This window comes from Spirillospora sp. NPDC000708, from assembly GCF_040299565.1.
GTDB lineage: Bacteria > Actinomycetota > Actinomycetes > Streptosporangiales > Streptosporangiaceae > Spirillospora.
Window position 1 is genome coordinate 22,482 of sequence record NZ_JBEPCJ010000004.1, and the last position, 26,279, is coordinate 48,760.

General features: G+C 74.9%; 24 protein-coding genes. 12 read left to right on the forward strand and 12 right to left on the reverse strand.

The window, feature by feature from the left end; all coding sequences use genetic code 11:
• Positions 1-15: 15 nt before the first annotated feature.
• Positions 16-1,554: a glycosyltransferase family 39 protein gene (locus tag ABT299_RS04425; RefSeq protein WP_500249737.1), complete on the reverse strand. Its 1,539-nt coding sequence runs from the start codon at positions 1,552-1,554 to the stop codon at positions 16-18.
• Between the two features lie 38 nt (positions 1,555-1,592).
• On the reverse strand, positions 1,593-2,540 hold the full coding sequence (locus tag ABT299_RS04430; protein WP_500249738.1) for an AraC family transcriptional regulator: 948 nt from the start codon (positions 2,538-2,540) through the stop codon (positions 1,593-1,595).
• A 128-nt stretch (positions 2,541-2,668) separates the two neighbouring features.
• On the opposite strand from ABT299_RS04430, the gene ABT299_RS04435 reads away from it, so the two are divergent.
• Complete coding sequence (locus ABT299_RS04435) at positions 2,669-3,700, forward strand: saccharopine dehydrogenase family protein (RefSeq protein WP_500249739.1); 1,032 nt, start codon at positions 2,669-2,671, stop codon at positions 3,698-3,700.
• A 43-nt stretch (positions 3,701-3,743) separates the two neighbouring features.
• Positions 3,744-4,388, forward strand: a complete 645-nt coding sequence (locus ABT299_RS04440) for a LysE family translocator (RefSeq protein WP_190862457.1) — start codon at positions 3,744-3,746, stop codon at positions 4,386-4,388.
• Here ABT299_RS04440 and ABT299_RS04445 read toward each other — a convergent pair.
• Positions 4,385-5,788: an amino acid permease gene (locus ABT299_RS04445; protein WP_387029096.1), complete on the reverse strand. Its 1,404-nt coding sequence runs from the start codon at positions 5,786-5,788 to the stop codon at positions 4,385-4,387. The two genes, ABT299_RS04440 and ABT299_RS04445, sit on opposite strands and share 4 nt — an antisense overlap.
• A 174-nt stretch (positions 5,789-5,962) precedes the next feature.
• On the opposite strand from ABT299_RS04445, the gene ABT299_RS04450 reads away from it, so the two are divergent.
• Positions 5,963-6,922, forward strand: coding sequence for an alpha/beta hydrolase (locus ABT299_RS04450; protein ID WP_500249740.1), 960 nt, complete (start codon positions 5,963-5,965; stop codon positions 6,920-6,922).
• 28 nt (positions 6,923-6,950) lie between these two features.
• Here ABT299_RS04450 and ABT299_RS04455 read toward each other — a convergent pair whose 3' ends face one another.
• From ABT299_RS04455 to ABT299_RS04470, 4 genes are all read right to left on the reverse strand, one after another.
• Complete coding sequence (locus tag ABT299_RS04455; protein ID WP_500249741.1) at positions 6,951-8,669, reverse strand: serine/threonine-protein kinase; 1,719 nt, start codon at positions 8,667-8,669, stop codon at positions 6,951-6,953.
• 147 nt (positions 8,670-8,816) lie between these two features.
• The gene (locus tag ABT299_RS04460) at positions 8,817-10,163 is read right to left on the reverse strand and encodes a DUF4389 domain-containing protein (protein WP_500249742.1); all 1,347 of its coding nucleotides are present in this window, start codon (positions 10,161-10,163) and stop codon (positions 8,817-8,819) included.
• 54 nt (positions 10,164-10,217) lie between these two features.
• Complete coding sequence (locus tag ABT299_RS04465; protein ID WP_387029090.1) at positions 10,218-11,180, reverse strand: quinone oxidoreductase family protein; 963 nt, start codon at positions 11,178-11,180, stop codon at positions 10,218-10,220.
• 65 nt (positions 11,181-11,245) lie between these two features.
• Positions 11,246-11,947 carry a TetR family transcriptional regulator gene (locus ABT299_RS04470; RefSeq protein ID WP_500249743.1) on the reverse strand — a complete coding sequence of 234 codons (702 nt, stop codon included), beginning with the start codon at positions 11,945-11,947 and terminating at the stop codon, positions 11,246-11,248.
• A gap of 233 nt (positions 11,948-12,180) precedes the next feature.
• Between ABT299_RS04470 and ABT299_RS04475 the strand changes: the two genes are divergently transcribed.
• The 3 genes from ABT299_RS04475 to ABT299_RS04485 all read left to right on the forward strand — a co-directional run bounded on the left by ABT299_RS04475 (position 12,181) and on the right by ABT299_RS04485 (position 16,611).
• Positions 12,181-12,483 (forward strand): hypothetical protein, encoded by a 303-nt coding sequence (locus ABT299_RS04475; RefSeq protein ID WP_190862443.1) that lies wholly within the window; start codon positions 12,181-12,183, stop codon positions 12,481-12,483.
• 464 nt (positions 12,484-12,947) lie between these two features.
• Entirely contained in the window at positions 12,948-13,223 is a 276-nt protein-coding gene (locus tag ABT299_RS04480) for a DUF6504 family protein (RefSeq protein ID WP_190862441.1), read from the forward strand.
• Position 13,224: 1 nt separating this feature from the next.
• The gene (locus ABT299_RS04485) at positions 13,225-16,611 is read left to right on the forward strand and encodes a DNA polymerase III subunit alpha (RefSeq protein WP_500249744.1); all 3,387 of its coding nucleotides are present in this window, start codon (positions 13,225-13,227) and stop codon (positions 16,609-16,611) included.
• Between the two features lie 3 nt (positions 16,612-16,614).
• On the opposite strand, the gene ABT299_RS04490 is transcribed toward ABT299_RS04485, so the two are convergent.
• The 4 genes from ABT299_RS04490 to ABT299_RS04505 form a co-directional block, all read right to left on the reverse strand.
• A complete protein-coding gene (locus tag ABT299_RS04490; RefSeq protein WP_190868438.1) occupies positions 16,615-17,292 on the reverse strand; it encodes a DUF4328 domain-containing protein in 678 nt (225 codons plus the stop codon).
• A gap of 120 nt (positions 17,293-17,412) precedes the next feature.
• Complete coding sequence (locus ABT299_RS04495; RefSeq protein ID WP_347257147.1) at positions 17,413-17,745, reverse strand: hypothetical protein; 333 nt, start codon at positions 17,743-17,745, stop codon at positions 17,413-17,415.
• 92 nt (positions 17,746-17,837) lie between these two features.
• Complete coding sequence (locus ABT299_RS04500; protein WP_190868439.1) at positions 17,838-18,485, reverse strand: response regulator; 648 nt, start codon at positions 18,483-18,485, stop codon at positions 17,838-17,840.
• Positions 18,486-18,533: 48 nt separating this feature from the next.
• The gene (locus tag ABT299_RS04505) at positions 18,534-19,778 is read right to left on the reverse strand and encodes a sensor histidine kinase (RefSeq protein ID WP_500249745.1); all 1,245 of its coding nucleotides are present in this window, start codon (positions 19,776-19,778) and stop codon (positions 18,534-18,536) included.
• 120 nt (positions 19,779-19,898) lie between these two features.
• Between ABT299_RS04505 and ABT299_RS04510 the strand changes: the two genes are divergently transcribed.
• From ABT299_RS04510 to ABT299_RS04530, 5 genes are all read left to right on the forward strand, one after another.
• Positions 19,899-20,132, forward strand: coding sequence for a hypothetical protein (locus ABT299_RS04510; RefSeq protein ID WP_500249746.1), 234 nt, complete (start codon positions 19,899-19,901; stop codon positions 20,130-20,132).
• A complete protein-coding gene (locus ABT299_RS04515; RefSeq protein WP_500249747.1) occupies positions 20,129-20,836 on the forward strand; it encodes an ABC transporter ATP-binding protein in 708 nt (235 codons plus the stop codon). The genes ABT299_RS04510 and ABT299_RS04515 overlap by 4 nt, the downstream gene beginning before the upstream one ends.
• Positions 20,836-22,812, forward strand: coding sequence for an FtsX-like permease family protein (locus ABT299_RS04520; RefSeq protein WP_500249748.1), 1,977 nt, complete (start codon positions 20,836-20,838; stop codon positions 22,810-22,812). Before ABT299_RS04515 ends, ABT299_RS04520 begins: the two co-directional genes overlap by 1 nt.
• A 185-nt stretch (positions 22,813-22,997) precedes the next feature.
• Positions 22,998-23,240 (forward strand): hypothetical protein, encoded by a 243-nt coding sequence (locus ABT299_RS04525; RefSeq protein WP_500249749.1) that lies wholly within the window; start codon positions 22,998-23,000, stop codon positions 23,238-23,240.
• A 226-nt stretch (positions 23,241-23,466) separates the two neighbouring features.
• Positions 23,467-24,273 carry a methyltransferase domain-containing protein gene (locus ABT299_RS04530; RefSeq protein ID WP_500249750.1) on the forward strand — a complete coding sequence of 269 codons (807 nt, stop codon included), beginning with the start codon at positions 23,467-23,469 and terminating at the stop codon, positions 24,271-24,273.
• Positions 24,274-24,314: 41 nt separating this feature from the next.
• Here ABT299_RS04530 and ABT299_RS04535 read toward each other — a convergent pair whose 3' ends face one another.
• Positions 24,315-24,896: a TetR/AcrR family transcriptional regulator gene (locus ABT299_RS04535; protein ID WP_500249751.1), complete on the reverse strand. Its 582-nt coding sequence runs from the start codon at positions 24,894-24,896 to the stop codon at positions 24,315-24,317.
• 89 nt (positions 24,897-24,985) lie between these two features.
• On the opposite strand from ABT299_RS04535, the gene ABT299_RS04540 reads away from it, so the two are divergent.
• Complete coding sequence (locus ABT299_RS04540; protein ID WP_500249752.1) at positions 24,986-26,230, forward strand: MFS transporter; 1,245 nt, start codon at positions 24,986-24,988, stop codon at positions 26,228-26,230.
• Positions 26,231-26,279 lie beyond the last annotated feature (49 nt).

Genomic DNA, 26,279 nt, shown 5'->3' on the forward strand with positions numbered 1-26,279 from the left:
TGCTGACGTCCCGGGTCAGCTGAGCTTCTTGAACTCGGGCCACAGGCGGGTCCAGGGCGCGCGCTGCCCCCGGCACACCCATACCGGCTTGCCCTGCTCCTGGTTGTCGAGGCCGACACCGTCGTCGATGCGGCCCACCGGGCGGACGTCCGCCCAGTAGCGGTTCAGGGACGAGCCGTCGGCGACGGTGTCCGGGCCGACGACGATCGCGGGGCCACCGGTGTCGGGCGGGCGGCCGAAGTACCAGAACCCGTTGTGCCCGCTGTAGGCGCGGGGCAGGCCGAGCTTCGGGCCGTACCGGTCGAGCGCCCCGGCCTCGCCGTAGTTGCCCGTCACGATCACGGCCTCGGCGCGCTCGTCCGGCGGCAGCGTCCGGTAGACGCGCGCGACCTCCCGCGCGAAGCGGGGCCAGCCGACCGTCTCGGCGGAGTCGGCGTTGATGACCGGCTGCGGCGTGTCGGCCAGCCACTTCACCGGGTACACCGGCAGCGTCAGCGCGACGCTGCACACCGCCGTCACCGCGTACGCCGGGACCGTCGCCGCCCAGCCCCACCCGCGCGGCGCGCCCTGCCGCTCGACCTCGACGGCGCCCGCCGCCCACAGCGCCGGCCACAGCCCGGCCAGGTAGTACGGCTTGCCGCCGGTCGCGATGAACACGACGTTCAGCAGCAGGTACGCGTGGCCGAGGAAGCGGAACGGGCGCAGGGCGTCCGACCGGTACGTCCGCCACAGCCCGTAGATCCACAGCCAGGACGGCACGATCCCGGTCATCAGTATCTGGAACGGGACGAAGCCGGGCCGCCCGGCGAAGTCGCCGCTGTCCGCGATCTTCCCGGCCATGTCGATCTGCGGCCACCCGTGCCGGGCCTGCCACACCAGCCCGGGCAGCACCGCCACGGCGACGACCGCGGCGCCGGCCGCGAGCATCGGGCGGCGCAGGAAGTCGCGGGGCCCGGAGACGAGCAGGCCCGCGACGATCGCGGCGAGCAGGAACCCGGCCAGGTACTTGACGTTCAGCGCCGCCGCGGCGACCGCGCCGGCCGCGAGCAGCATCCGCTGGTCGGACGTCCGCACCCACCTGACGACGAGCCATACCAGCGCCGTCGACAGCAGCAGGTCGAGGGTCGCGGTGTAGAAGCTGTGGCCCACCGCGACCGCGAACGGGCACACCGCGTAGGAGGCGGCGGTGAGGAGCTGGGCGCGGCGCCCGCCGCCCATCTCCCGCGCGGTGAGCGCGGCGACCACGACGCCCGCCGCGGCGAAGACGGCCGCGGGGACGCGCAGCGCCACGAGCGTGTCGCCGAAGGCCGCGGTCGCGGCGCGGGTCAGCAGCGGCAGCAGCGGCGGCTGGTCGGGGTAGCCCCAGGCCAGGTGCCGTCCGGCGACGCGGAAGTACAGCTCGTCGCGGTGGTAGCCGTAGCGGGCGGCGACCGCGAGCAGCAGCGCGCCGAGCGCGCCGGCCATCAGCAGCACGGGCCGCCAGGCGACCTGCGCCGGGCCGTGCGGGGACGTGACGCCTACGGGCCCGGACGCGGCGCCGGCGGGGGCGGACATGCGATCACCGTATGCCGGGAATATGGCCTAGGTCACGATCATTCGTCCGGCCAGGGCCGGTCATCTCCGCTCGCCGCGTCCCGGAACCGTCCCGGCGCCTCCGCGAACTCCCGCTTGAACGCCTTCGCGAACGCGAACTCCGACGCGTACCCCACCCGTTCCGCGACCGCCCGCAGCGGCAGGTCGGTGTCCCGCAGCAGCCGCGCGGCGACCGTCATCCGCCACCACGTCGCGTACGCCAGCGGAGGCGCGCCGACCGTGGCGGTGAAGCGGCGCGCGAACGCGGCGCGGGACAGCCCCGCCCGTTCGGCCAGCGACCGGACGGTCCACGGCCGGCCCGGTTCGTCGTGCACGCCCCGCAGCGCCGCCGCGACCGCCGGATCGCGGAGCGCCGCCGCCCAGCCCGTCGCCTCGTCCGCCGGACGGTCCTCGTACCAGGCGCGCACCATGTAGAGCAGCAGGATGTCCAGCAGCGCGGGCAGCGCGGCGTCACCGCCGTGCCGCGTCCCGCCGTCCAGCTCGCGGCCGAGCAGCTCGATCGCGCCGCGCAGCGACGGATGCCTGCCGATCCGCGCCGGGATGTGGACGACGTCGGGGAGTTCGGCGAGCAGCGGATGCACCCGGGACTGGTCGAGCCGGTACGCGCCGCACAGCATCTCCGTACGGCCGTCCGTGCCGTGGCCGTCGGTATCAAGCCCGCTTGCGGCCTGCGGGCGGATCAGGGAGCGCGCGTCGGCCAGCGGGCGGTCCGGGACGTCCGCGAGGCCGTGGCCCAGCTCGCGCGGCAGGAACGCGACGTCTCCCACGCCGAGCCGGACCGGATCGCCCACCGTGGGGATCAGCCAGCAGGCGCCCCTGAGCAGCACATGGAAGCCCGCGCCCTTCTGCGGCTCGAACCGCACGCCCCACGGCGCGTCCAGGACGGTGCGCGAGGAGTGCGGCCGCCCGAGCCGCATGGCGGAGATCGCGTCGCTGAGCACGTCCATGTGTCCGACCGTATCGCGAGACAATCAGCAGCGAGACGAATGGACATGGTGGCTGGATCCTCGGGCATGGGGAGTCTCTCACGCTCTCCCTACGGTGATCGCAGAGAGCACATCGACAGGGAGGCACCATGAGAATCGCCGTCTACGGAGCGAGCGGGTTCACCGGAGGGCTGGCGCTCGCCGAACTGCGCCGCCGGGGGATCGCGGCCGTCGCCGTGGGACGCGACCGCGAGCGCCTGCGCGCGGCCGCCGACCGCGCCGGCGCGCCGGACACCGACCTCCGGATCGCGGGCCTCGGGGACCACGCCGTCCTCGCCGAGGCGTTCCGCGACTGCGACGCCGTGATCAACTGCGCGGGACCGTTCGCGCTGTGGGGCGAACCGGTCGTGCGGGCCGCGATCGCCGCCGGATGCCACTACGTCGACACCACGGGCGAGCAGGGCTACCTGCGGCACGTCCTCGACGCGTTCGGCGCGGACGCCGCGCGCGCGGGGGTGACGGTCGTCCCGGGCCTGGCCGACGACGGCGGGCCCGGCGACCTGATCGCCGCGCTCGTCGCCGCCCGCCTCGACGACGTCGACGACCTGCTGGTCGCCGACCTGCGGCGGCCCGGCGCGGTGTCGCGCGGCACCGCGCGGTCGATGGCGGCGGCCGACGGCGCGGCGCCGCTGGAGTTCCGCGACGGGGACTGGGTCCCCGCGCCCACCGGCGATACCGGCCGGACGATCGCCCTGCCCGGCGAGCCGGAGAAGGTCGCGGTCGCGCCCTTCGCGCTGCCCGGCGTCGTCACCGTCCCGCGCCATGTGCGGGCGCGGCGCGTCCGGGCCGCGATCCGCACCGAGGTCGCCGCCCTGTTCGGGAGCCTGACCAGCGAAGCGGTGGAGAGCGTCCCGGAGCGTCCGGACGAGGCGTCCCGGGCGGGCGCCAGGTGGCTCATGCTGGCCGAGGCGTCCGACCCGTCCGGACGGACCGTGCGCGGCGTGGTCACCGGGACGGACGCGTACGGGACCACCGCGGTGATCGCGGTCGAGGGCGCGCGGCGGCTCGTCGCGGACGGGGCGCCCGCCGGGACCCGCACGCCCGCCGAGGCGTTCGACCCGGCCGATCTCCTCGGCTTCCTGGAGGCGTCCGGCGCGACCTGGCGGGTCGAGACCGCGTGAAAACCGGTGGGCGGGCGGGAAGTCCGGTGCGTACTGTTCGTCCATGATGTCGACCGGGCACCTGCTCGCCTTCTCCGCGATGGCGCTGGCCATCATCGTGATCCCCGGCCCGACGGTGCTGTTCGTGGTCGGCCGGGCCCTCGCGCACGGCCGCGGCACCGCGCTGACCAGCGTCGTCGGCAACGAGATCGGCGCGCTGGCGCTGGTCGCCGCCGTCGCGCTGGGGATCGGCTCGATCGTGGAACGGTCCGTCGTGGTGTTCACCGCCCTGAAGCTCGCGGGCGCCGCCTACATCGTGTACCTCGGCGTCCAGGCGTTCCGGCACCGCCGGTCGCTGACCGAGGCGATCGGCGGCGCGGGCGGCGCGTCCGGCCGCAGCCGCGCCCGCGACCTGTGGCAGGGCTTCGTCGTCGGGGCCACCAACCCGAAGACGACGGTCTTCTTCGCCGCGGTGCTGCCGCAGTTCGTGGACCGCGGGCGCGGGCACGTGCCGCTGCAGATGCTGGTGTTCGGGCTGATCTTCGTGGTGATCGCGCTGCTGTGCGACAGCTGCTGGGGGCTGGCCGCCGGCGCCGCGCGCGGCTGGTTCGCCCGGTCGCCGCGCCGGCTCGCCGCGATCGGCGGCACCGGCGGCCTGATGATGATCGGCCTCGGCGTCGCCATCGCCGCGACCGGCAGGAAGGACTAGGGCGCCTTCGTGAGGGCCGGGGGAGCGGTGACGGGCGGCTTGCGGCCGAACCGCGCGCGCAGCGGGTAGCAGGCGGCGACCACCGCGAGGCTGACGAGCGAGGCGATCAGCTGCGACCGCTGGGCGTGCATGAACGCCATCGACACCAGCACCGCCAGCAGCGCGGCGACGACCAGCCACGACAGGTACGGGTACAGCCACATGCGGTAGGTGAGGCTGCCCGGGTCCTCGCGCCGGAGCCGGGCGCGCAGCCGCAGCTCGGACAGCATGATCGACACGTAGACGAACGCGAGGATGACCCCGATCGAGTTCATCAGGAACTTGAAGACCTGGTCGGGCGAGGTGTACGAGGCGATCACCGCCGCCCAGGCCGCGACCGTGCCGAGCAGGATCGCGCGGACGGGGACGCCGCGCCGGTTCAGCCGCACCAGCCCGGCGGGCGCGTCCCCGTCCCGGGTCAGCACGTACAGCATCCGGGACGAGACGTAGATCGCCGAGTTCAGCACCGACAGCACCGCGGTGAGGATCACCGCCTGCATCACGGTGCCGGCGGCCGGCACGTCCAGCCGGTCCAGGGCGCTGACGAACGGGCTGGTCAGCACCTTGGCGTCGTTCCACGGCAGGATCGACACGACGAGCAGGATGGACAGCACGTAGAACAGCGCGACGCGGTACAGCACATTGCCGGTCGCCTTCGCGACGGCGCGGCCGGGCTCCTCGCTCTCGGCGGCGGCGACCGTGACGATCTCGGTGCCGCCGAACGCGAACATCACCGCCACGATCGCCGTGAAGATCGCCTTGACGCCGTTGGGGGCGAAGCCGCCGTGCCCGGTGAGCACGTCCAGGCCGCCGGGGGAGTGGGGCCACAGGCCGGCGACCCAGAGCACGCCCAGCACGAGGAACACCAGGATCGCGGCGACCTTGATCGAGGCGAACCAGAACTCGAACTCGCCGAACGAGCGGACCGAGACCAGGTTGACCGCCGTCATCACCACCAGCAGCGCGGCGGCGAGGAACCACTGCGGCAGGTCGATCCAGCCCGCCAGGATCGCCGCGCCGGCCGTCGCCTCCGCACCGACGAGGATCACGTACAGGTACCAGTACAGCCAGCCGATCGTGAATCCCGCGAACGGGCCGAGCGCCATCCGCGCGTACTCGGCGAGCGACCCGGCGACCGGCCGCGCCACCACCATCTCGCCGAGCGCCCGGAGCACGCACAGCACCAGGACGCCGGCCGCCGCGTACGAGACGACGGCGGCGGGCCCGGCGGTGCCGATCACGGCGCCGCTGCCGACGAACAGGCCCGCGCCCACCGCGCCGCCGATGGCGAGCATCGTCATGTGGCGGCGGCGCAGTCCCGTCCGCAGCCGGGTCGAGCGGTCGTCGGTGGTGTCGGTCATCGCTCCTGGTTCCGTGTCCGCTGCCGGGGGTCGCGACCCGTGACGGGGTCGTCACTCACCTTAGGGGACTTCCGGACCTCTGCGACCGACATATCGGACGTCCGGATAGGGGGCTCCGAGCGGCACGCGCCCTGGCCGTACGCTGTGGGCGGGCGGTACGGCGAAGGAGACGCGATGGACGTGACGGAGGACGTGCTCGGCCCCGGATACGAGGCGATCGAGCTGCCGATGGGACACGACGCCGAGGGCGAGGTCGTGGCGACCCTCGTCCGGCGGCGCGGCGCGGAGCCGTCCCGCCGGGCCGTGCTGTACCTGCACGGGTTCGTCGACTACTTCTTCCAGGCCCACCTCGCCGACTTCTACCTCGGCCTCGGCTTCGACTTCTACGCCCTCGACCTGCGCAAGTACGGGCGGTCGCTGCGGCCGCACCAGACCCCGAACTACGTCGAGAGCCTGACGGAGTACTTCCCGGAGATCGACGAGGCCGTCCGGATCGTCCGGGACGTGGACGGGCACGGCACGCTGCTGCTGAACGGGCACTCCACCGGCGGGCTCATCGCCGCGCTCTGGGCCGACCGGGCGAAGGGCAAGGGCCTGGTCGACGGGGTGTTCCTGAACAGCCCGTTCCTCGACATCAACGAGTCGGCGCCGATGCGCACGATCGGTGCCGGGCTGGCGCGGGCGCTGCGGCCCCGGTTCCCGAAGGCGGCGCTGCCCGCCGGGGTGAGCGACCGGTACCCGCGCAGCATCCACCGCGACCACGAGGGCGAGTGGGACTTCGACCTCGCCTGGAAGCCGATCGAGGGGTTCCCGGTGCGCGCGGCGTGGCTCGCCGCCATCCGCCGCGGCCAGCTGCGCGCGCACCGCGGGCTGGACATCGACGTGCCCGTCCTGGTGATGGCGTCCGCGCGCAGCGTCCGGCCCACCCGCAAGGTGCTCGACGTCACCGGCGCCGACGCCGTCCTGGACGTCGCGCACATGGCGAAGTGGGCGCCCCGGCTCGGCCCGCACGTCACCCTCGTCCGGATCGACGGCGGGCTGCACGACCTGACGCTGTCGGCGGAGCCCGCCCGCGGCGAGGTGTTCGCCGAGCTGGCCCGGTGGATCGCCGGGTACCTGCCCGCCGACCGGTGACGACGCCGGCCCGGCCGGGTGCCCCCGGTCAGCCGGTGATCTTGGAGAGGTCGAAGTCGTCGAAGCCGACGACGCTCTTGTCGGCCTGGTTGCCGCCCCGCTCGATCTGCAGCCTCGCCCCGCCGTTCGGCAGCGGCTGGTCGGCGTCGGTCTTGTCGACGACCTGCTTCCCGTTCACCCAGAGCCGCAGCCGGACCTTCTTGCCGCCGTCCTCGCCCTCGCAGGCGACCTGCAGCTTGTTCGGCCCCTTCTTGGCGAAGCCAGGGACGGAGTCGGGCGAGGCCAGCTCCTTGGAACCGAGGGCGGCGCTGGTCTTGCGGAGCGTCGCGCCCTTGCCGTCGTGCCGGACGAGGAACGTGTACTGCTGCTTGCCGTCGTCGCCCGACCGGCACGCCATGCCGTAGTGCGCGTCCGGCGCGCCCTGCCAGACCGTGACCGTGACGGTCATCAGCATCTTCTCCGGGACGTCCTTGGGGTCCTTGGGCACGTCCCGCGACCGCGAGGAGCTGTAGTTGTCGACGTCGAGCCAGTACTTGCCGTCCTGGTAGCCGTACTGGCTGGTGTAGGCGCCGCCGCTCCAGCCGGAGTCCTGGCTGGAGAAGTCGTCGCTGAACACGGTGGCGAGCTTGTCGGGCGGGCCGTCCGGGCGGAGCACGGTGAACGCCACGACCGCGGCGACGACGGCCAGCGCGGCGACGGCGGCGCCCGCGATGATCAGCGGGCGCTTCGGCACGCCGCCGGAACCGCCCGGCCCGCTGCCCGGCCCCCCGGCCGGACCGGGGTCGCGGCGCGTGGCGTCCGCCTCGAACAGCGTGGCGGGGGCCGGGTGAGCGTGCGGCGCCTGCACGGTCTGGTCCGTCCCGGCGCCGTGCCAGCTCGCCTGGACGGTCTGCGCGAGCACGGCCGGGTCGGGCGTCTGCCCGGCGCCGACCAGGCGGCCGAGCAGCTCCTGGACGGACGGCCGGTTCCGCGGGTCCTTGTCGAGCGCGGCGGCGACGATGTCGCGCAGGCCCGGGTCGAGGCCGTCGAGCTTCGGCTCGTCGTGCGCGACCCGGTAGAAGATCTCAGGGACGGTGCTTCCGGAGAACGGCGCGGTGCCCGTCCCGGCGTAGGCGACGACGCAGCCCCAGGAGAACACGTCGGAGGCCGGGGTGACCGGCTCGCCGCGCAGCAGCTCGGGCGGCAGGTAGTTCGGCGTCCCGACGAACTGGCCGGTGCGGGTCGGGCCGTCGGCCGCGTCGAGGGCGCGGGCGATGCCGAAGTCGATCACGCGGGGCCCGGTGGACGACAGCAGGACGTTGGCGGGCTTGAGGTCGCGGTGCACGATCCCGGCGCCGTGGATCGCCGCGAGCGCCGTCGCCACGCCGACCGCCAAGCCCTCCAGGTCGGAGCCGGGCAGCGGGCCCCGCTCCCGGACGGCGCTCTCCAGGCTCGGTCCGTCGATGTACTCGGTGACCACGTACAGCGGGTCCCGGTCGAGCTCGGCGTCCACCACGGGCGCGGTGCAGAACCGGCGGACCTGCCGCGCGGCCGTCACCTCGCGGCGGAACCGGTCGCGGAACGGCGCCTCCCCGGCCAGCTCGCGGTTGATCACCTTGACGGCGACGCGCCGCCCGCCGGCCTCCTCGCCGAGGTAGACCGTGCCCATGCCGCCGCGGCCGAGCCGTCCCACCAGCCGGTAGGGCCCGAGCCCGGTGGGGTCGTCGGGGCGCAGGGCCTCGCCGTTCTCTCCTGCGTGCGTGGTCATTGGTGTGAAGTTCCTGGGAGGAGGTTTCCGGACGTTGCCGGTGGTTTCGGGTAGCACCCTAGTGGCCGCCGACGTTTCAGACGCGCGAAGGACCGGCCGGGTTCGCCCGGTCCAGGCGGTTCCGGCGGGCCCGGCGGGCCCGGCGGGTCAGCGGCCCCGGCGCGCGCGGGGCAGCGTGCGGAACGGCGGGATCTTCTCGCCGGTGAGCCCGAACGCGTACGCCACGACGCGGCTCGACCAGCGCTGGCAGCCGACGGCCAGGCCGTAGAGCGGGCGCGGGTACCGGCCGGTGAACGGGATGACCACCCAGCTCACCAGCATGACCAGCACCAGCGCGGTGTACATGAGCAGCATCACCAGCAGGTGCGGGATCACCAGCAGCCCGCGCAGCAGCGTGAACCAGCGCCGCGGCCCGCGCCACACCTCCGGGAACGGCAGGTCGACCACGACGGTCTCCTCGTCCGGCCCGGGGGAGGCGGCGGCCTTCGCGGGCGGCGCGGCGGCGGGCGCGCCGTCGCCGAGCGCTCCGCCGTCGGACGGTTCGGCGGGACGCGGCTCCGGGACCTCCGCCGGTGCGGGAACGGGAGCGGGCGCGGGCGGCGGCGGGGCGGGCGCCCCCTCCGGACGCCGCCAGGCCGCCGAGACCGTCTCCGCGGTCCGCGCCGGATCGGCCGCCTCCTGCCCGACGAGCCGGGCGAGGAGCCGCTCGGCTGTCGGCCGCCTCCGCGGGTCCTTGGCGAGCGCGGACCCGACGATCGCGCGCAGCCGCGGGTCCAGGCCGTCCAGCACCGGCTCCTCGGCGCCGATCCGCCGGAACGTGTCCGCGACCGACTCGCCCTGGAACGGCGGGCGGCCCGTCCCGGCGTACGCGATGACGCAGCCCCAGGCGAACACGTCCGACGCCTGCTCGACCGGCCCGCCGTGCAGCACCTCGGGCGCGATGTAGGACGGGGTGCCGACGAACTGGCCGGTGCGGGTCGGGCCGTCGGGGGCGTCCAAGGCGCGGGCGATGCCGAAGTCGATCACGCGGGGGCCGGTGGACGACAGCAGGACGTTGGCGGGCTTGAGGTCCCGGTGCACGATCCCGGCGCCGTGGATCGCCGCGAGCGCCGTCGCCACGCCGACCGCCAGACCCTCCAGGTCGGAGCCGGGCAGCGGACCCCGCTCCCGGACGGCGGCCTCCAGGCTGGGGCCGTCGATGTACTCGGTGACGACGTACGGCGGGTCCTGGTCGAGCTCGGCGTCCAGCACGGGCGCGGTGCAGAACCGGTGGACGCGGCGCGCCGCCGTGACCTCCCGGCGGAACCGGGCGAGGAACGCCGGCTCCCCGGCCAGCTCGCGGTTGACGACCTTGACCGCGACCCGGCGCCCGTCCGGCTCGGCGGCCAGGTACACGGTGCCCATGCCCCCGCGGCCGAGCCTGCCGAGCAGGCGGTAGGGCCCGAGTACGCGGGGCTCGTCCTGATCGAGGGGGTCGGCGGTCTGAGTCGTCATGGAGGCAAGGTTAGGGGAGCCGGCGGCCCGCTGATCATCATTAGGGGATGATCGTCAGGGGACGAGGAGCAGCTTCCCGGTGGTGCGGCGCGCCTCCAGGTCGGCGTGCGCGGTGGCCGCGTCGGCGAGGTCGTACCGCTTCCCGATGTGCAGCTCCAGGGCGCCCGACGCGATCCAGCCGTACACATCGGCGGCGCGTTCCAGCAGCTCCTCGCGGGTCGCGGTGTAGTGCGCCAGCGTCGGCCGGGTCAGGAACAGCGACCCGGCCGCGTTCAGCCGCTGCGGGTCGAACGGCGGCACCTTCCCGCCCGCCGCGCCGTACAGCGCGAGGACGCCGCGCCGCCGCAGGCTCGCCAGGCTGCCGTCGAACGTGGGCGCGCCCACACCGTCGTACACCACCGCGACGCCCTCGCCGCCGGTCAGCTCCCGCACCCGGTCGGCGAAACCGTCGTAGTCCAGCACCTCGTCGGCGCCCGCCTCGCGCGCCGTCCGCTTCTTCTCCGGCGTCGAGGCGGTCCCGATGACGCGCGCGCCCGCCGCCTTGGAGACCTGGGTGAGCAGCAGGCCCATCCCGCCCGCCGCCGCGTGCACGAGGACGGTGTCGCCGGGCTTCACCTCGTGCACCGAACGGGTCAGGTAGTGCGCCGTCATGCCCTGCAGCAGCGAGGCGGCCGCGTCGTCCAGGCCGACGCCGTCCGGGACCGGCACGACCTTGTCAGCCGGGACCACGGCCTTCTGCGCGTACGAGCCCTGCACGTTCGACCACGCCACCCGGTCGCCCACCGCGACATCGCCGACGCCCTCGCCGACCGCCGCGACCGTCCCCGCGCCCTCCACGCCCGGCACGTACGGCAGCGGCTGCGCGTAGGCGCCCGTCCGGTAGTACACGTCGATGAAGTTGACGCCGCTCGCCGCCACGTCGATGAGCACCTCACCGGGGCCGGGCACCGGGTCGGGACGCTCGCCGGGCACCAGCACCTCGGGGCCGCCGCTCTCGGAGACGACGATCGCACGCATTTCCACTCCTGCCGTTCGGGGAACCTACGACAACGGCGAACCCGGTGCCCGCGCGGGCTATTCCGTCAGACCCAGTCGCGCATCGTGCGTTCGACGAGCGCCACCGCCTCCTCGACCCGGGCCGCGACCGTCTCGGGGTCCCAGATGTCCTGCCGCGCGCAGTCCTCGAACGCGACGCGCGTCGCCGACGAGTAGAACGCCACGACGATCCGGGGCCGCAGGTCGGCGAGCGGGTCGACGCCCTCCCGCCGCGCGATCTCGTCGGCGAGCTTGCTCTCCGCGGCCTTGTACCGCGCCATCTGCGCCGAGATCAGCGTCGGCGTCGCCTCGATCACCTGCCGCACCCGGCGGAACCGCTCGCTGTCGGCCGGATCGCTCCCCGCGATGGTGCGCAGCACCACCCGCAGCGACTCGAACAACGCGGTGAACGGGCGCTCCTCCGGCGGCCGCGCCGCCAGCGCGTCCTCCAGCACCTGGTCGTGCTCGGCGAGGAAGCTCGTGACGACGTCCTCCTTGGTGGCGAAGTAGCGGAAGAACGTGCGCTGCGACACCTCCACCGCCGCCACGATCTCGTCGATCGTCGTGGCCTCGTAGCCCTGCGCGAGGAACAGCTCGAGCGCCGCGTCGATCAGCGCGAGCCTGGTCCGCTGCTTCTTGCGCTCGCGCAGCCCGGACAGCTCGTGCCCGGCGCGGTGCGGGGCGTCCTCGTGCTCCGGCGGATCGCCTTCCGGTGGATCCGGCTCCTCGCCGGCGGGGGCGGCGGTCATCGGCTGACTCCTTATCCGGGCCGGGCGCCGGACGCCCGTCTCAGAGAGGCTTCTATCACGGACGTACCCTCCGGATCCGAACCGGGTTCCGTTCGCTGGAACCCGTACAGGGAGAACACCGTCCGACTCTCTGTGTTTCCCTGCGCGGCGCGCCGGTTCGGGTCATCCTGAGAGCCGGTCACCAACCGTCGCCGCCCGATCGCCCAAGGTCGCCCGGCAAGACGGTCCGGTCCATGCTGAGGCGGCTGATACGGGTGTCTGTAGTCGAGGGACGAGAGATCGCCGAGGTGCGTCGCCGGCACCTGGCGGCCCTGGCGGGCGAACTCCATGCCCGGGGTCTGACCTGCCGGTTCGCCGGACCCGGCGAGAGCGTGCTCAGCGTCCACGGCGCGGGCGCCGACCGGCAGGTCATGGTCGTCGCCACCCCGGTCGGCACCGGCTGGTCCTACCTCTGGCCCGGCGGCGGCATGGCCGACGTCACCACCGCCCCCGACGTCGCTGTGTCTATTTGCATCGCCCTTGGCGTCAGGCCCTAGAGGGCCTTCCTTCAACGGGCGCTGCGTGCGATCGCTGCATCGCTTCGACTCGCCCTGGGGGCTCGCTGCGCGATCGGATTCTCGCTCCGCTCGAATCCGGCTTCGCTCGCGATCGCGACGGTTCTGGTCGCCGCGTGGCTGGGCTGCCGGCTGAGGTGGTCCCGCCGGTCCGCCGGTCCGCCGGTCTAGGTGGTTGTGTCGGGATCGCTGGCTGGGGGGCGCCGGGAGCGCCGGCCTCGGCGGCGGGCCGGGAGCGCGTCGGGCCTTGGTGGCGCGGGGCCGGATCATCGGTCGAGGTGGAGCGCGTCGGTGGCGTGACCAGGGCGTCGGCCGGGGGCCGTGCCGGCGGTCGCGCGGACCCCGCCTTGCCCGGTGGTCGCCGGGGTCTCTAGACTCGGTCGCGAACGTATGTTCGAACGGCCGCATGCTCCTTCCCCCGTGCGGCGAGCACGAGGGGGAGGCAGATGACACGCGTGTTCGGCGACCCGGTGGACGTCTGGGTGAGCGACGGGCGTCCGGTCCGGTTCGTCTGGCGTGGCCGGCTCTACCGCGTCCGGCGGGTCCTGGAGCACTGGGTCACGACCCGCGACTGGTGGCGGGAGCAGCATCCCGACGGCGAGGCCACCGGCGAGCGGGAGTTCTGGCGGGTCGAGGCGACCCCGGACCGGGAGATCGGGGTCTACGAGCTGCGTTACGACGCGGCGTCCGACAGCTGGCTGCTATCCCGGGTATGGGATTGACGTGCACCTTCACGTCGCTTCGGCGTATTCGCTCCGGTACGGCGTGGCGCCGCCCGCCGCGCTGGCCGCGCGCGCGGCCGACCTCGGCCTGGAGACGCTCGCGCTGACCGACCGGGACGGCCTGTACGGCGCGGTGCGGCACGTCCAGGCGTGCGACGCCGCGGGGATCGGCGCGGTCGTGGGCGCCGACCTCGGCCTCGCCGGCGGCGAGCGGGTCGTGGTGCTGGCCGAGGGCCGCGCCGGATGGCGGTCGCTGTGCCGGCTGGTCACCGCGGCGCACGCGGCGGGCGAGCGGGGGCACCCGGTGACGACCCGGGAGATGATCGGCGCGCACGCCGAGGGCCTCGTGGTCCTCCTCGGCCCCGCCTCCGACGTGGGAAAGGCCGTCGCGGCGCGGCGCCCCGACCTCGCGTCCCGGCTCCTCGACGCCTGGCGCGCGACGGCCGAGACGGTGATCGAGATCGTGGACCACCACGACGTGGGGGACGGGCACCGGGCGGCGCGGACGCTCGCGCTCGCCCGCGCGTCCGGGGTGCCCGCGGTGCTCGCCAACGCCGTCCGGTACCTGGAGCCCGCCGACCATCCGGTGGCGCAGGTGCTGGACGTGACCCGGCGGCTCGTCCCGCTGGACCGCCGGCACCTCGACGACCGCACCGGGCACGCCTACCTGAAGTCGGTGCCGCAGATGCGCCGGGTCGCCGAGCTCGCCTGCGGCCCGGACGAGGCGGACGAGCTGCTCGCCGAGACGCGGCGGCTGTCGGAGCGGTGCGTCCTGGATCCGGGCCGCGACCTGGGGATGGACGCGGTGCATCTGCCCGACGCGGGCGCGGACCCGCACGCCCGGCTCGCCGCCTGCTGCGCGGAGGGGATGGCCCGGCGCGGGCTCGAAGGGTCCCGGCGGGCGGAGGCGCGGCTCGCCGACGAGCTGGGCGTGATCGCCCGCAAGGGGCTCGCCTCGTACTTCCTCACGGTCGCCGACGCCGCCGCGCTGATCCGGTCGCGCGGCATCCGCTGCGCGATCCGCGGCTCGGGCGCGGGCAGCCTGGTCAACCACCTCCTCGGCATCGGCGACCTCGACCCGCTCCGGCACGACCTGGTCATGGAGCGGTTCCTCGCCGACAGCCGCGAGGGCCTGCCGGACATCGACCTCGACGTGGAGTCGGCGCGGCGGCTGGAGGCGTACGAGGCGCTGTTCGACCGGTACGGCGCCGACGGCACCGCGTGCGTGTCGATGATGGAGACCTACCGGGCGCGCAGCGCGATCCGCGACGTCGGCAACGCCGTCGGGCTGCCGCCGCAGGAGATCGACGCGATCGCCAAGGCGTTCCCGCACATCCGCGCGAGCCAGATCGGCGCCGCCCTGCGGGACCTGCCGGAGCTGCGGCAGAGCAACCTGTCGCAGGGCCGCCTCGACGTGCTGTTCCGCATCGCCGAGCGCCTGGACGGCCTGCCCCGGCACATCGCGATGCACCCGTGCGGGGTGCTGCTGTCCAACGCGACGCTCCGCGACCGGGTGCCGGTGGAGCAGAGCGCGCTCGGCTTCCCGATGAGCCAGTTCGACAAGGACGACGTCGAGGCGATGGGCCTGCTGAAGCTCGACGTCATCGGCGTCCGGATGCAGTCGGCGATGGCGCACGCGGTCGCCGAGGTCGCGCGGACCACCGGCGAGGAGATCGACCTGGAGGCCGTCCCTCGCGACGACCCCGACACCTTCGCGCTGATCCGCACGTCCCGCACGCTCGGCTGCTTCCAGATCGAGTCGCCCGGCCAGCGCGAGCTGATCGGCCGGCTCCAGCCGTGGAACCTCGACGACCTCGTCATCGACATCTCGCTGTTCCGCCCCGGACCGGTCAACTCCGACATGGTGTCGCCGTTCCTGGACGCCCGCGCCGGGACCCGCGCCCCGGACTACCCGCATCCCGACCTCGAACCGGTGCTGCGGGAGAGCCTCGGCGTCGTCGTCTTCCACGAGCAGGTGCTGCGCGTCCTCGACGTGATGACCGGCTGCGGGCTGTCGACGGCGGAGGCGGCGCGGCGCAGCCTGAACCACGAGCGCGGCCAGGCCGTCGTCGGCGCCTGGTTCCGCGAGAAGGCCCTCGCGCGCGGCTATGACGAGCCGACCGTCGAACGGGTCTGGCGGACGCTCACCGCGTTCGGCGCGTTCGGGTTCTGCAAGGCGCACGCCGCGTCGTTCGCGCTGCCGACCTACCAGTCCGCCTGGCTGAAACGGCACCACACCGCCGCGTTCTACGCCGGCGTCCTCACCCACGACCCCGGCATGTACCCCAAGCGGGTCATCCTGGACGACGCGCGGCACTTCGGCGTCCCGATCCTGCCGCTGGACGTCAACCGGTCCGCGCCGCAATGGCACGCCGAACCCGTCTCCGCGGGCGGCGCCACCGGGATCCGCGTCGCGCTGAACGAGGTCAGGGGCATCAGCGACGCCGAGGTCGGCGCGATCGTCGGCGCGCGGCCATACGCGTCGCTGACCGACTTCTGGCGGCGCGCCCGGGTGTCCCGCCCTACCGCCGAGCGGCTCGTCCTCGCCGGGGCGTTCGACGCGCTGTACCCGTCCGGCCCCGGCGGCGGGCCGGTGCCCCGCCGCGACCTGCTCTGCCGGGTCGGCGCCCTCGACCGCGTCACCTCCCGGCCCCGCCGCTCCGGCGCCGCGCCCGTCGAGGGGCAGCTGCCGCTCGGCCACGAGGACGGCGACGGCGACCTGTCCGGCGTCGAGCTCGGCCTCGCCGAACCCGTCCCCCTCGGCGAGCTGCCGCCGATGACGCCCGCCGAGATCGTCGAGGCCGAGCTGGACGTCCTCGGCATGGACGTCAGCCGACACGTCCTCGGCTTCTACGACGGGCTCCTCGACGGCCTCGGGATCGTCCGCGCCGCCGCGCTGCCGGACCGTCCCGCCGGATCCGACGTCCTGGTCGCCGGGGTGAAGGTCGCGACGCAGACCCCGGCGGTCCGGTCGGGCCAGCGTGTCATCTTCGCCACGCTGGACGACTCCACCGGCCCCGTCGACCTGGCCTTCTTCGAGTCGGTGCAGGAGCGCTGCGCCGCGACCGTGTTCGGCTCGTGGCTGCTGGTCGTCCGGGGCCGCGTCCGGCGCGCCGGGGCCCGCGCCGTCTCGATCACCGCGACCGCCTGCTGGGACCTGAACACCCTCGCCGAGGAGTGGCGGCGCGGCGGCCCGGACGCCGTCCGCGCCGCCATGGCCCGCCGCGGACCGCAGGCCCGCCCGGTCGGCCGCCGCGTCGTCCAGCCGACCGGTTTCGCGATGTCCCCGTACTCCGACATCGGCCATGCCGGACCCGCCGTCAAACGTCCCCCGCGCGCGCCCCTCTGGCACACCAGCGGAGGGTCGTCCGGCCCGCCCCCGAACTAGCCGCTAGTCGCTCTTCACCTGGAGGCGGGTGATCTGGAAGACGGTGGCCATGCACAGCGCGGCGGCGAGCGCCTGGAACGCGGACGCGGCGACGCCCACGTGCACGTCGAACCGGGCGTCGGCGAGCGTGTCGACGCTGCCGTGCCCGAACATCCGGGCGAGCAGCAGGGCGACCAGCGCGCACGCCCACCAGCCGGCCACGACGAGGCCCGCCGCGTGCCGCTCCGTCGTCCGGTACCGGCCGCTGTTCACCCACACCTCGTAGACCATGCGCGGCGGCAGCCACAGGTTCACCACCGGGCAGAACCAGCCGAACAGCACCCACGCGCGGTGATGCCGGTGCGGCCCCGGCGACTGCCCGTACGCGCGCCACAGCCACGCCAGGTACAGCATCCCGGTGACCGCCGCCATGATCGCGCCGATCAGGAACACGTCCTGGTACGGCGCGAGGGCCTTGTCCGTCACGGACGCGTTGTAGGTGTCATGGGTCGCGTCGTGCAGCGGGCGCGCCATCCGCAGCAGGCTGATCCCCGACCCGAGCGAGACGAACGCGTCGAAGCCCAGCAGCATGAACACCGCCACCCCGACGGCGCGGAAGTCGCGGCGCCGCGCCCAGGCCCCGCATGCCGGGCACCGGGCGACCTCGGACGGGATGATGTCGCCGCATAGCGCACACGGCATGGTTCTCACCTCCGAGGGGCCTTTTTTACCGTTCGCTGCTTCGGATACTACGTATCTTTGACCGCCTTGGACCCGGAAGGGTTCGCGCTCTTCCAGGGGATCTTCAGGAGCGGCCCGCCGCTACCGGCCGAGGACGAGGCGTCCCGTCACATACGTCACGGCGGCGGTCACCAGCAGCCACGCGGCCAGCCGCCGCAGGCCGCCACCGGCCACGAGCCGGGCCGGCCGGAACCCCGTCACCGCCGCCAGCGACCACCACTCCGCGGCCAGTGCGATCGTCGCGTACAGCGACCCGTAGCCGAGCACCGCGAACGTCAGGACGACGCCCGCCGGGGTGACGGTGTGCGCGAACAGCGCCGGGCCCCGCTCCCGGCCGCGCAGCCCGCGGCGCAGCCCCGCGAGGACCACGCCCCAGCCGGCCGCGCACAGGATCCAGATGACCACCACGGTCACGGGGATGCCGTCGATCGACTCCGGTGCCAGTGCCGTTCCCCCGTGCTCCTCCGATGTGCGCGCCGCGGCGCCGTGCCGCCGTCCGGAAGCCGCTAGGCCATCAGGCCAGACTCCCACGCCCACGCGGCGACCTCGACCCGGTTCCGCGCGCCCAGCTTGCGGTGCACGCTGCCGAGGTGCGTCTTCACCGTGGACAGCGACACGAACAGCTCCCCGGCGATCTCCTCGTTCGTGCGGCCGCGCGCGACGAGCCGGATCACCTCCAGCTCCCGCTCCGTCGGCTGCTCGCGGGGCGGCGCGGGCGCGGCGGGCGGGCGCGCCAGGTTCTCCAGCAGCCGGACGGTGATCGACGGCGACACCAGCGCCTCCCCGTTCGCCGCCGCCCGCACCGCCTCGACCAGCAGCGCCGGCCCGCTGTCCTTGAGCAGGAACCCGACCGCGCCGCCGCGCAGGGCCCCGTACACGTACTCGTCCATGTCGAACGTCGTGACGATCACCACCCGCGGCGGGTCCGCCACGTCGGGGCCCGCGACGAGCCGGGTCGCCTCCAGGCCGTCCATCCTCGGCATCCGGATGTCGAACAGGCACACGTCCGGGCGGAGCCGCCGGGCCAGCGCCACGGCCGCGGCGCCGTCGGCCGCCTCCCCGACCACCTCCATGTCGGGCTGCGAGTCGACGATCATCCGGAACCCGGTCCGGACCATCTCCTGGTCGTCGGCGATCAGTACGCGGATGGTCACGGGATCATTTTGCCTTGCTCTCGGCGCCGGGCGGCCGACGGCCGCGGGTCACTCCTTCGCGGCGGCGGGGAGGAGCGCGACGACCTCCCAGCCGCCCTCCGGGCGGGGGCCGGCGCGCAGGCGGCCGCCGAGCGCGTCCACCCGCTCGGACAGCCCGGCCAGCCCGAATCCCGAGGACGGCAGCCGCCGGCCCCGGCCCTGCCCGTCGTCGCGGACGCTCACCTCGACCGACCCGCCGGCCGCCCGCGCGACCGCGACCCGGACGGACGCGGCGTCCGCGGCGTGCTTGCGCACGTTGGTCAGCGACTCCTGCACCACCCGGTGCACCGAGGCGGCGACCTCGGGCGGCAGCGGGCCGAGGTCGGGCGCGAGTGCGAGGGTGGCGGGCGGGTCGGCGAACCCGGCGACCAGGTCGCGGAGCCGGCCGAGGTCGCCGACCGGCCGGGTCGCCGCCTCGCCCGCCGCCCCGCCCGCCGTGCCCGTCGCGCCCGCCGTCGTGCCCGCGGCGCCGAACGCCTCGCCGTCGGCGGCGCCGGTGTGCTGCGCGTCCCGCAGCAGCCCCACCATCTGCCGCATCGACGTCAGCGCCTCGGTGCCCGCCTTCTCGATCCCGGCGAACATGGTGTCGAGCCGCTCGGGCGACTGCGCGGCGCCCGACCGCGCCGCGAACCGCGCGGCCTGCGCCTGGACGACGATGCCGGTCACGTGGTGGGCGACGAAGTCGTGCAGGTCGCGGGCCAGCTCCAGCCGCTCGTCGCGGCGCGCCGCCGCGAGCGACCGGGCCCGGCGGGCGTCGACCGCGCGCAGGTAGAGCCCGACGCCGAGGGCGACCGCGACCGTGATGCCGAGCGGCGCCGTGAACACCAGCGCGGCGACCGGTGCCCAGCGCAGCGGGAGGGCCAGCACCGCCGCGCCGAGCAGCACCGCGAGCGGTACGAGCCGGTCCCGGGGCGCCTTCCAGACCGCCCGGGCGATGACGATGAGCAGCCCGCCGATCTCGGCGGCCACGCCGGGGTTGCTGTGGTGCAGGTCGACGGCGGTGCTGATGTAGAGGGTGCCGAGCAGGGACAGCGCGCCCGCGCCGACCGCCGCGCGGATCCGCCACCGGTCCGGGGCGAGGGCCGCGGCGTTGGCCACCGCGGCGAACGCGATCAGCCAGATCTGCGGCAGCTCGTGGTGGACCGCGATCAGCCCGGCCAGCAGGTACAGCGAGGCGAAACCGCCGTACGCGATGCGCATGAGGCACCCGCCCACCGAGTGGACGCGGTCCAGCCCCGTTCCCGTATCGCTCACGATTATGCAGGTTACGACCCGGAGCGGATCCTGGGATCGGCCGTTCGGCCGATGGGCTGCCGCCGGGGACCGGACCTGTGCCCGATGTGCGCGCGCCCCCGCCGCGCGCACGCTGGAGCCATGGAACCGATCTACACCCCCCTCATCGTCGTGTTCGCCGTCTTCGTGATCTACGGCGGGCTGGTGATCCCCGTACGGGAGATCGTCGAGTCGATCCGGGACCGGCGCTCCCGGGGCCCGTCGGACCGCGGCGAGCCCGGCCCCGACGCCGGATCCGACGCCGGGGCCGGCTCGGCGTCCGGTGGCGTCATCGAGCTGCGGTCGGCCGGGGAGCGGCGGAGGGCCGCCGCGTGAGCGAGCCCCGTCCCCTCGCCGGGCCGGAGCCGGTCCTGGCGGGCCGCGGCCTGGTCAAGCGGTTCGGCGCCGCCGTCGCGCTGGACGGCGTCGACCTCGCGGTCGGCCGCGCCGAGGCCGTCGCGATCATGGGCCCGAGCGGGTCCGGCAAGTCCACTCTGCTGCACTGCCTCGCCGGGATCATGCGCCCGGACGCGGGGGAGGTGCACCTGCTCGGGCAGCGCATCGACGCGCTCGGCGAGCGCCGCCGCAGCGGGCTGCGCCGCACCCGGTTCGGGTTCGTGTTCCAGTTCGGGCAGCTGCTCCCCGAGCTGCCCGCCGAGGAGAACGTCGCGCTCCCGCTCATGCTGAACGGCACGCCGCGCCGCGAGGCCGTCAAGGCCGCCCGGAGCTGGTTCGGCCCGCTCGGGCTCGCCGGGATGGAAGGCCGGCGGCCGGGCGAATTGTCCGGCGGGCAGGCGCAGCGGGTCGCGATCGCCCGCGCGCTGGCACCGCGCCCGGCGGTCGTCTTCGCCGACGAGCCGACCGGCGCGCTCGACCAGGCCACCGGCCACGAGACGATGCGGCTGCTGACCGAGGCGACCCGGCACAACGACGCGTCGCTGGTCGTCGTGACGCACGACCCGTCCGTGGCGCGCTGGTGCGACCGGACGGTGCAGGTCCGCGACGGCCGCGTCCAGCAGCCGGTCCCCGGGGCGGTGTGATGCCCGGCACCCTGGACCTCGCCTGGCGGTTGCTGCGCGGCGGGGGCCGCCGCAACCTGCTCGGCTCCGGGCTCACCCTCGCCGCGGTGGCCGTCTCGACGGGCCTGCTGCTGTTCGCGGTCACGGCCAACCTCGCGTTCGCGCAGCGCACCCATGCCGACTCGTGGCGGCACCCCGGCAAGGCGGACGCGGACGCCGTGATGATCGAGGCGCTCGCGACCGACCACGTCCGCGGCGAGCCGATCACCGTCGTGGACCTGGCGGCGCTGAAGCCGGACGCACCCGCGCCGCCCGGTATGCCGCGCTTCCCGAGGCCGGGGGAGACGTGGACCTCGCCCGCCCTCGCCCGGCTGCTGAAGGACCTGCCGTCCGACCAGCTCGCCGGCCGGTTCCCCGCCCGCGCCGGGACCCTCGGACGGGACGCGCTCGTCCACCCGGGCGAGCTCGTCGCCGTGGTCGGCCACGCCCCCGGCGACCCCGCGATGACGGCGGACCGCGACGGCCTCTCGGGTGTGGAGGGCACCGCCGCGCCCACCCGGATCGCCCGCTACTCCACCGGCGCCACCGCGTTCTCCGGCGTCTACCAGGCGCTCGTCGCGATCGCGTCGGTGCTGATGGTCGTGCCGCTGCTGGTGTTCGGCGGCGCCGCCGCCCGGCTGACCGTCGCGCGCCGCGACCGGCGGCTCGCCGCGCTGCGGCTGGTCGGCGCCACCCCCGGGCAGGTCGTCGCGATCACCACCGCGGAGGCCGTGCTCACCGCGGCGGCGGGCGCGCTGGCCGGGACCGCCCTGTACGCGGCGGCGATCCCGGCGCTCACCCGCATCACCATCGCGGGCGGCGGCTGGTACGCCTCCGACCTGTGGCCGGGCCTCCCCGTCGCCGGGGCGGTGCTCGCGGCGGTGCCCGTCCTCGTCGGCGTCAGCGCGGTCGCCGGGCTGCGCCGCGTCGTGGTGAGCCCGCTCGGCGTGGCCCGGCGCGAGACGCCGCCCGCGCTGCGCGCCGTCCGGTTGCTGCTGCTCGCCGCGGTCGTGGTCGCGTTCGCTGCGACGAGCGGCGGGCTCACCGGCCTCGGCCGGCTCGGCCTGGTGATCATGCTGGCGTTCCTGGTGCTGGCGTTCCTCGCGATCAACCTCGCCGGGCCGTGGGTGGTCGCGCTGATCGGCCGGATCACGGTCGGCCTCGCGCGGAGCCCGGCGCGGCTGCTGGCCGGGCGCCGGCTGATGGACGACCCGCGCTCGGCCTGGCGGACGGTCGCCGGCGTCGCGCTGACCGGGTTCGTCGCCGGGTTCCTCGCCCTGCTCGGCGGGGCGTCGTCCGGGGCGAAGGCGTCCGGCGAACTGCGGTTGAACGTCCCGCCCGGACGCGCGGCCGCCGTCGCCGAGCAGGTCAAGGGCAGGCTGGACGGGACCGGCGCGGGCGTCGCGGTGCGGCCGCCCGCCGCCGGGGGCCCGGCGGCGGACACCGCCGTCGTGGCGATCACCGTGCGCGGCGGTGCGGCCGCCGTCGACCGGGCCCGCACGGCGCTCACCGCGGCCGTTCCCGGCCACGTCGCCACCACCCCCGCCGACGAGGAGCGGAGCCGGGACCAGTTGCTCGCCGACCTGAGGACGGGGGCGCTCACCGTGCTGGCCGTGTCGTTCCTCATCGCGATCACCAGCGCGGGCATCACCGGCGCGTCGGCCGTGCTGGACCGGCGGCAGGCCTACGCGATGCTGCGCCTCGCGGGCACCCCGCTGCGGGTGCTGGACCGGGCGCGGCGGCAGGAGACGCTCATCCCGCTCGTGGTGATGGGCGGCGGCTCGCTGGCGACCGGGCTGTTCTTCGCCTCGCCGTTCGCGATCGGGTTCGGCGCGTCCGGGGCGGTGACGCTCACCGCCTTCGTGGCGCTGGGGTTCGGCGGGATCGCCGGCGCGAGCGCGCTGAGCCGGCCGCTGCTCCGCTCGGTGACGACCGACCCCGCGCCCACCCCGGACTAACCGAATATCTGTTCGAGAAATGTCCGAGGGGGGCTCTAGGTTGGGATGTGACTTAGGGGACAACCTGGGGCGATTGGGAACAGCCGCCGAACCGAGTGGCTTGTGCCTACGTACCTAGGGGTATGTGACAACCGGTGGCCGTCGCACAGGCGCGGGGCCGCCGGGTCAAGGAAGGGGTGTTGGCAGTGAGCGAAGCGACCGGCACATTCCATCTCACCCACCCGCGGCTGGACGGGCCCGCCGAGCGGACCGTCGTGCAGCCGTGGCTCACCGAACTCACCCACGCGACGCTGAACGCCTACGCCGAGGTTCCGCCGGCGCTGGCCGTGATCGAACCCCTGCCCGCCCCGGTGCCCGTCCCGGCGCCCGTCCCGGCGGTCCCCGCCGCGCGGCGCGTCGCCGGCCGGCGCATCGCCCTGGCCGCATGACGAGAAGGCGGCCCGACGAGCGGTGCGGCCTCACGAGCAAGGCCGCGTGACGGGCGAGGCGGCCTGACGGCGACCGCCTGGCGAACCGGCTCCGAAAGGGGGCCGAGGCATCACGCCTCGGCCCCCTTTCGCATGTCCGCGCACTGTCGTCTCATATCATGAGATGCAGTTCTCAAAATCTGAGAAGTCGGCGTAGGGTGCGGGCATCGACAGAGAGGTGATTGCGATGTCCGCGAACGCGACCTACACCCACGGCCACCACGCGACCGTGCTGAGCGCGCACCAGTGGCGCACCGTCGAGAACTCCGCCGCGTACCTGGTCCCGCACCTGCGCGCCGGGCTCTCGGTGCTGGACGTCGGCTGCGGCCCGGGCACCATCACCGCCGGCATGGCCGAACTGGTCGCGCCCGGACGCGTCGTCGCCACCGACGCCGCCGAGGTCGTTCTGGCCGAGGCGCGCCGCAACGTCGAGGCCAAGGGCGCGACCAACGTCGAGTTCGCCGTCGCCGACGTCCACGACCTGGACTTCCCCGACGACACCTTCGACGTCGTCCACGCCCACCAGGTCCTGCAGCACATCGCCGACCCCGTCCGGGCCCTGGCCGAGATGCGCCGCGTCGCCAAGCCCGGCGGGATCGTCGCCGCCCGCGAGGCCGACTTCGGCACCATGATCTGGTACCCGGAACCCGAGGCCATGGCCCCCTGGCTGCCCATCTACTACAAGGTGGCGCGCGGCAACGGCGGCGAGCCCGAGGCCGGACGCCGGCTGGTCTCCTGGGCGCGGCGGGCCGGGTTCACCGACGTCGCCGCGTCCGCGTCGGCCTGGTGCTACGCCACCCCGGAGGAGCGCGAGTGGTGGAGCGAGTCGTGGGGCGGCCGGATGCGGGACTCGTCCGTCGCGGACAAGGCCGTCGCCGCCGGCCACGCCACCCGCGAGGAACTGCAGCGCATCTATCAAGGCTGGAAGGAGTGGGCCGCCGCCGAGGACGGCTGGTACTCCGTCACGCACGGCGAGATCGTCTGCCGCGCCTGATCCGCGTCCGGGACGCGGCGCCGGGGGCGGCCGCGTCCCGGTCAGGACCGCCCGTCGAGGAACTCCTCGGCCAGCCTCCGGGCGAACCGGGCGTCGGTGCCCGGGATCGAGAAGACGACCCGGAAGTAGAGCGGCGCCACCACCCGGTCGATGATCTCCTCGACCGGCGGCGGGTCGGCCTCGCCGCCCGCGCGGGCCGCGGCGACGATCGCCTCCAGGGCGTCGTCGACCTGCCGCAGGCATTCGCGCAGGCCCGCCTTGCGCTCGTCGAGGTCGTCCGCGACCTCCGCGCGGAAGAACGCGATGCCGCCGGGACGCGACAGATGCGCCAGGTCCCACTCGGCGTACGCCGCGAGGTCGGCGCGCAGGTCGCCGGTCGGCGGCGGAGGCGCGTCGGCGTCCAGCTCCTTGGCGGCCACGTCGGCCAGCAGCGCGGGCACGGTGCCCCAGCGCCGGTAGACCGTCGTCGGGTTGACGCCCGCGCGCGCCGCGACCAGCGGGATCGTGACACGGTCGGCGCCGCGCTCGCAGATCAGCTCGGTGACCGCGCGGTGCACCGCGTCCCGGACGCGGGCGCTGCGCCCGCCGGGCCGCGCCGACGCGGGACGGGTGGCGGTGGTCATGACGTCAGGTTAACGCAATATTCTTTGCTTTAGAGCCGGGAGGCGGGTACGGTCTCTTAAAGCCAATAACTTTGCTTTAGGAGTTCGCCGTGACCACCGCCCTCCCGGCCGCCGAACCCGCCGCGCGCCCGCGCGCCCGCCGGCTTCCCCGCGCCGCCGCCTTCTGGACCCTCGCCGCCACCCTCCTCGCCTTCATGGCCGCGGCCGCGGCACCGTCCCCCCTCTATGTCGTCTACCAGGCCGAATGGAAGTTCTCGGCGACCACGCTCACCGTCGTCTTCGCCGTCTACGCCCTCGCGCTGCTGGCCGCGCTCGTCACCGTCGGCGCCCTCTCCGACCACATCGGCCGCCGCCCCGTGCTCGCCGCCGCGCTGGTCGCCCAGGTCGCCGCGATGCTGATGTTCGTCTCCGCGGACGGCGTCGGCTGGCTCATCGCCGCCCGCATCCTGCAGGGCCTCGCGACCGGCACCGCCACCGGCGCGATCAGCGCGGGCCTCGTCGACCTGCAGCCCCCGCACGACCAGCGCCTCGCCTCCCTCGTCAACAGCGCCACCCCCGGCATCGGCCTCGGCGCCGGCGCCCTCGGCTCCGGCCTGCTCGTCCAGTACGCGCCCGCGCCGACCACCCTCGTCTACTGGCTGCTCGCCGCGCTGTGCGCCCTCGCCGTCGCCGGCATCCTGCTCATGCCGGAGACGTCCGCCCGCCGCCCCGGCGCCCTCGCGTCGCTGCGCCCCCAGATCAGCGTCCCCCGCGGCGCCCGCGGCACGTTCCTGCTGATCGTCCCCAGCCTGATCGCCACCTGGGGCGTCGTCGGCCTCTACATGTCGCTCGGCCCGTCGCTCGCCGCCGGCGTCCTCGGCGTCCGCAGCCACCTCGTCGGCGGCCTGGTCGTCTTCGCGCTGATGGCCGCGAGCGCCACCGCCGTCATCGCGACCGGCGCCCGCCGCCCCCGCCCCATGATGATCGGCGGCTCCGTCGTCCTCGCGGCCGGCCTCGCCCTCACCCTCACCGCGCTGGCCGCCGCGTCCACACCGCTGTTCTTCACCGCCACCGTGATCTCCGGCCTCGGCTTCGGCGCCGCGTTCCTCGGCGCCTTCCGCATCGCCGCGTCCCTCGCCGAACCGGCCCGCCGCGCCGCCCTGTTCGCGACCGTCTACACCCTCAGCTACCTCGCGTTCAGCCTCCCCGCGATCGCCGCCGGCTTCGCCACCACGCACATCGGCCTGCGCGAGACCGCCGACATCTACGGCGGCGCGGTGATCGTCCTGGCCCTCCTCGCCGCCGCCGGCCTCCTCCTCACCCGCTCCACCCCCGAAAACCCCCCGCAGAGTTGATCACCTGCCCGGTGATCCACCGCCCCTCGTCCGACACCAGCCACTCCCC

Coding starts and splice junctions, on each gene's coding strand:
- ABT299_RS04430 (WP_500249738.1), bottom strand. CDS start 2,540: ATGGACGTGCTCAGCGACGCGATCTCCGCCATGCGGCTCGGGCGGCCG.
- ABT299_RS04460 (WP_500249742.1), bottom strand. CDS start 10,163: ATGACGACTCAGACCGCCGACCCCCTCGATCAGGACGAGCCCCGCGTA.
- ABT299_RS04510 (WP_500249746.1), top strand. CDS start 19,899: ATGGAACCGATCTACACCCCCCTCATCGTCGTGTTCGCCGTCTTCGTG.
- ABT299_RS04470 (WP_500249743.1), bottom strand. CDS start 11,947: ATGACCGCCGCCCCCGCCGGCGAGGAGCCGGATCCACCGGAAGGCGAT.
- ABT299_RS04520 (WP_500249748.1), top strand. CDS start 20,836: ATGCCCGGCACCCTGGACCTCGCCTGGCGGTTGCTGCGCGGCGGGGGC.
- ABT299_RS04445 (WP_387029096.1), bottom strand. CDS start 5,788: ATGACCGACACCACCGACGACCGCTCGACCCGGCTGCGGACGGGACTG.
- ABT299_RS04435 (WP_500249739.1), top strand. CDS start 2,669: ATGAGAATCGCCGTCTACGGAGCGAGCGGGTTCACCGGAGGGCTGGCG.
- ABT299_RS04465 (WP_387029090.1), bottom strand. CDS start 11,180: ATGCGTGCGATCGTCGTCTCCGAGAGCGGCGGCCCCGAGGTGCTGGTG.
- ABT299_RS04425 (WP_500249737.1), bottom strand. CDS start 1,554: ATGTCCGCCCCCGCCGGCGCCGCGTCCGGGCCCGTAGGCGTCACGTCC.
- ABT299_RS04475 (WP_190862443.1), top strand. CDS start 12,181: ATGCTGAGGCGGCTGATACGGGTGTCTGTAGTCGAGGGACGAGAGATC.
- ABT299_RS04455 (WP_500249741.1), bottom strand. CDS start 8,669: ATGACCACGCACGCAGGAGAGAACGGCGAGGCCCTGCGCCCCGACGAC.
- ABT299_RS04530 (WP_500249750.1), top strand. CDS start 23,467: ATGTCCGCGAACGCGACCTACACCCACGGCCACCACGCGACCGTGCTG.
- ABT299_RS04480 (WP_190862441.1), top strand. CDS start 12,948: ATGACACGCGTGTTCGGCGACCCGGTGGACGTCTGGGTGAGCGACGGG.
- ABT299_RS04490 (WP_190868438.1), bottom strand. CDS start 17,292: ATGCCGTGTGCGCTATGCGGCGACATCATCCCGTCCGAGGTCGCCCGG.
- ABT299_RS04535 (WP_500249751.1), bottom strand. CDS start 24,896: ATGACCACCGCCACCCGTCCCGCGTCGGCGCGGCCCGGCGGGCGCAGC.
- ABT299_RS04440 (WP_190862457.1), top strand. CDS start 3,744: ATGATGTCGACCGGGCACCTGCTCGCCTTCTCCGCGATGGCGCTGGCC.
- ABT299_RS04450 (WP_500249740.1), top strand. CDS start 5,963: ATGGACGTGACGGAGGACGTGCTCGGCCCCGGATACGAGGCGATCGAG.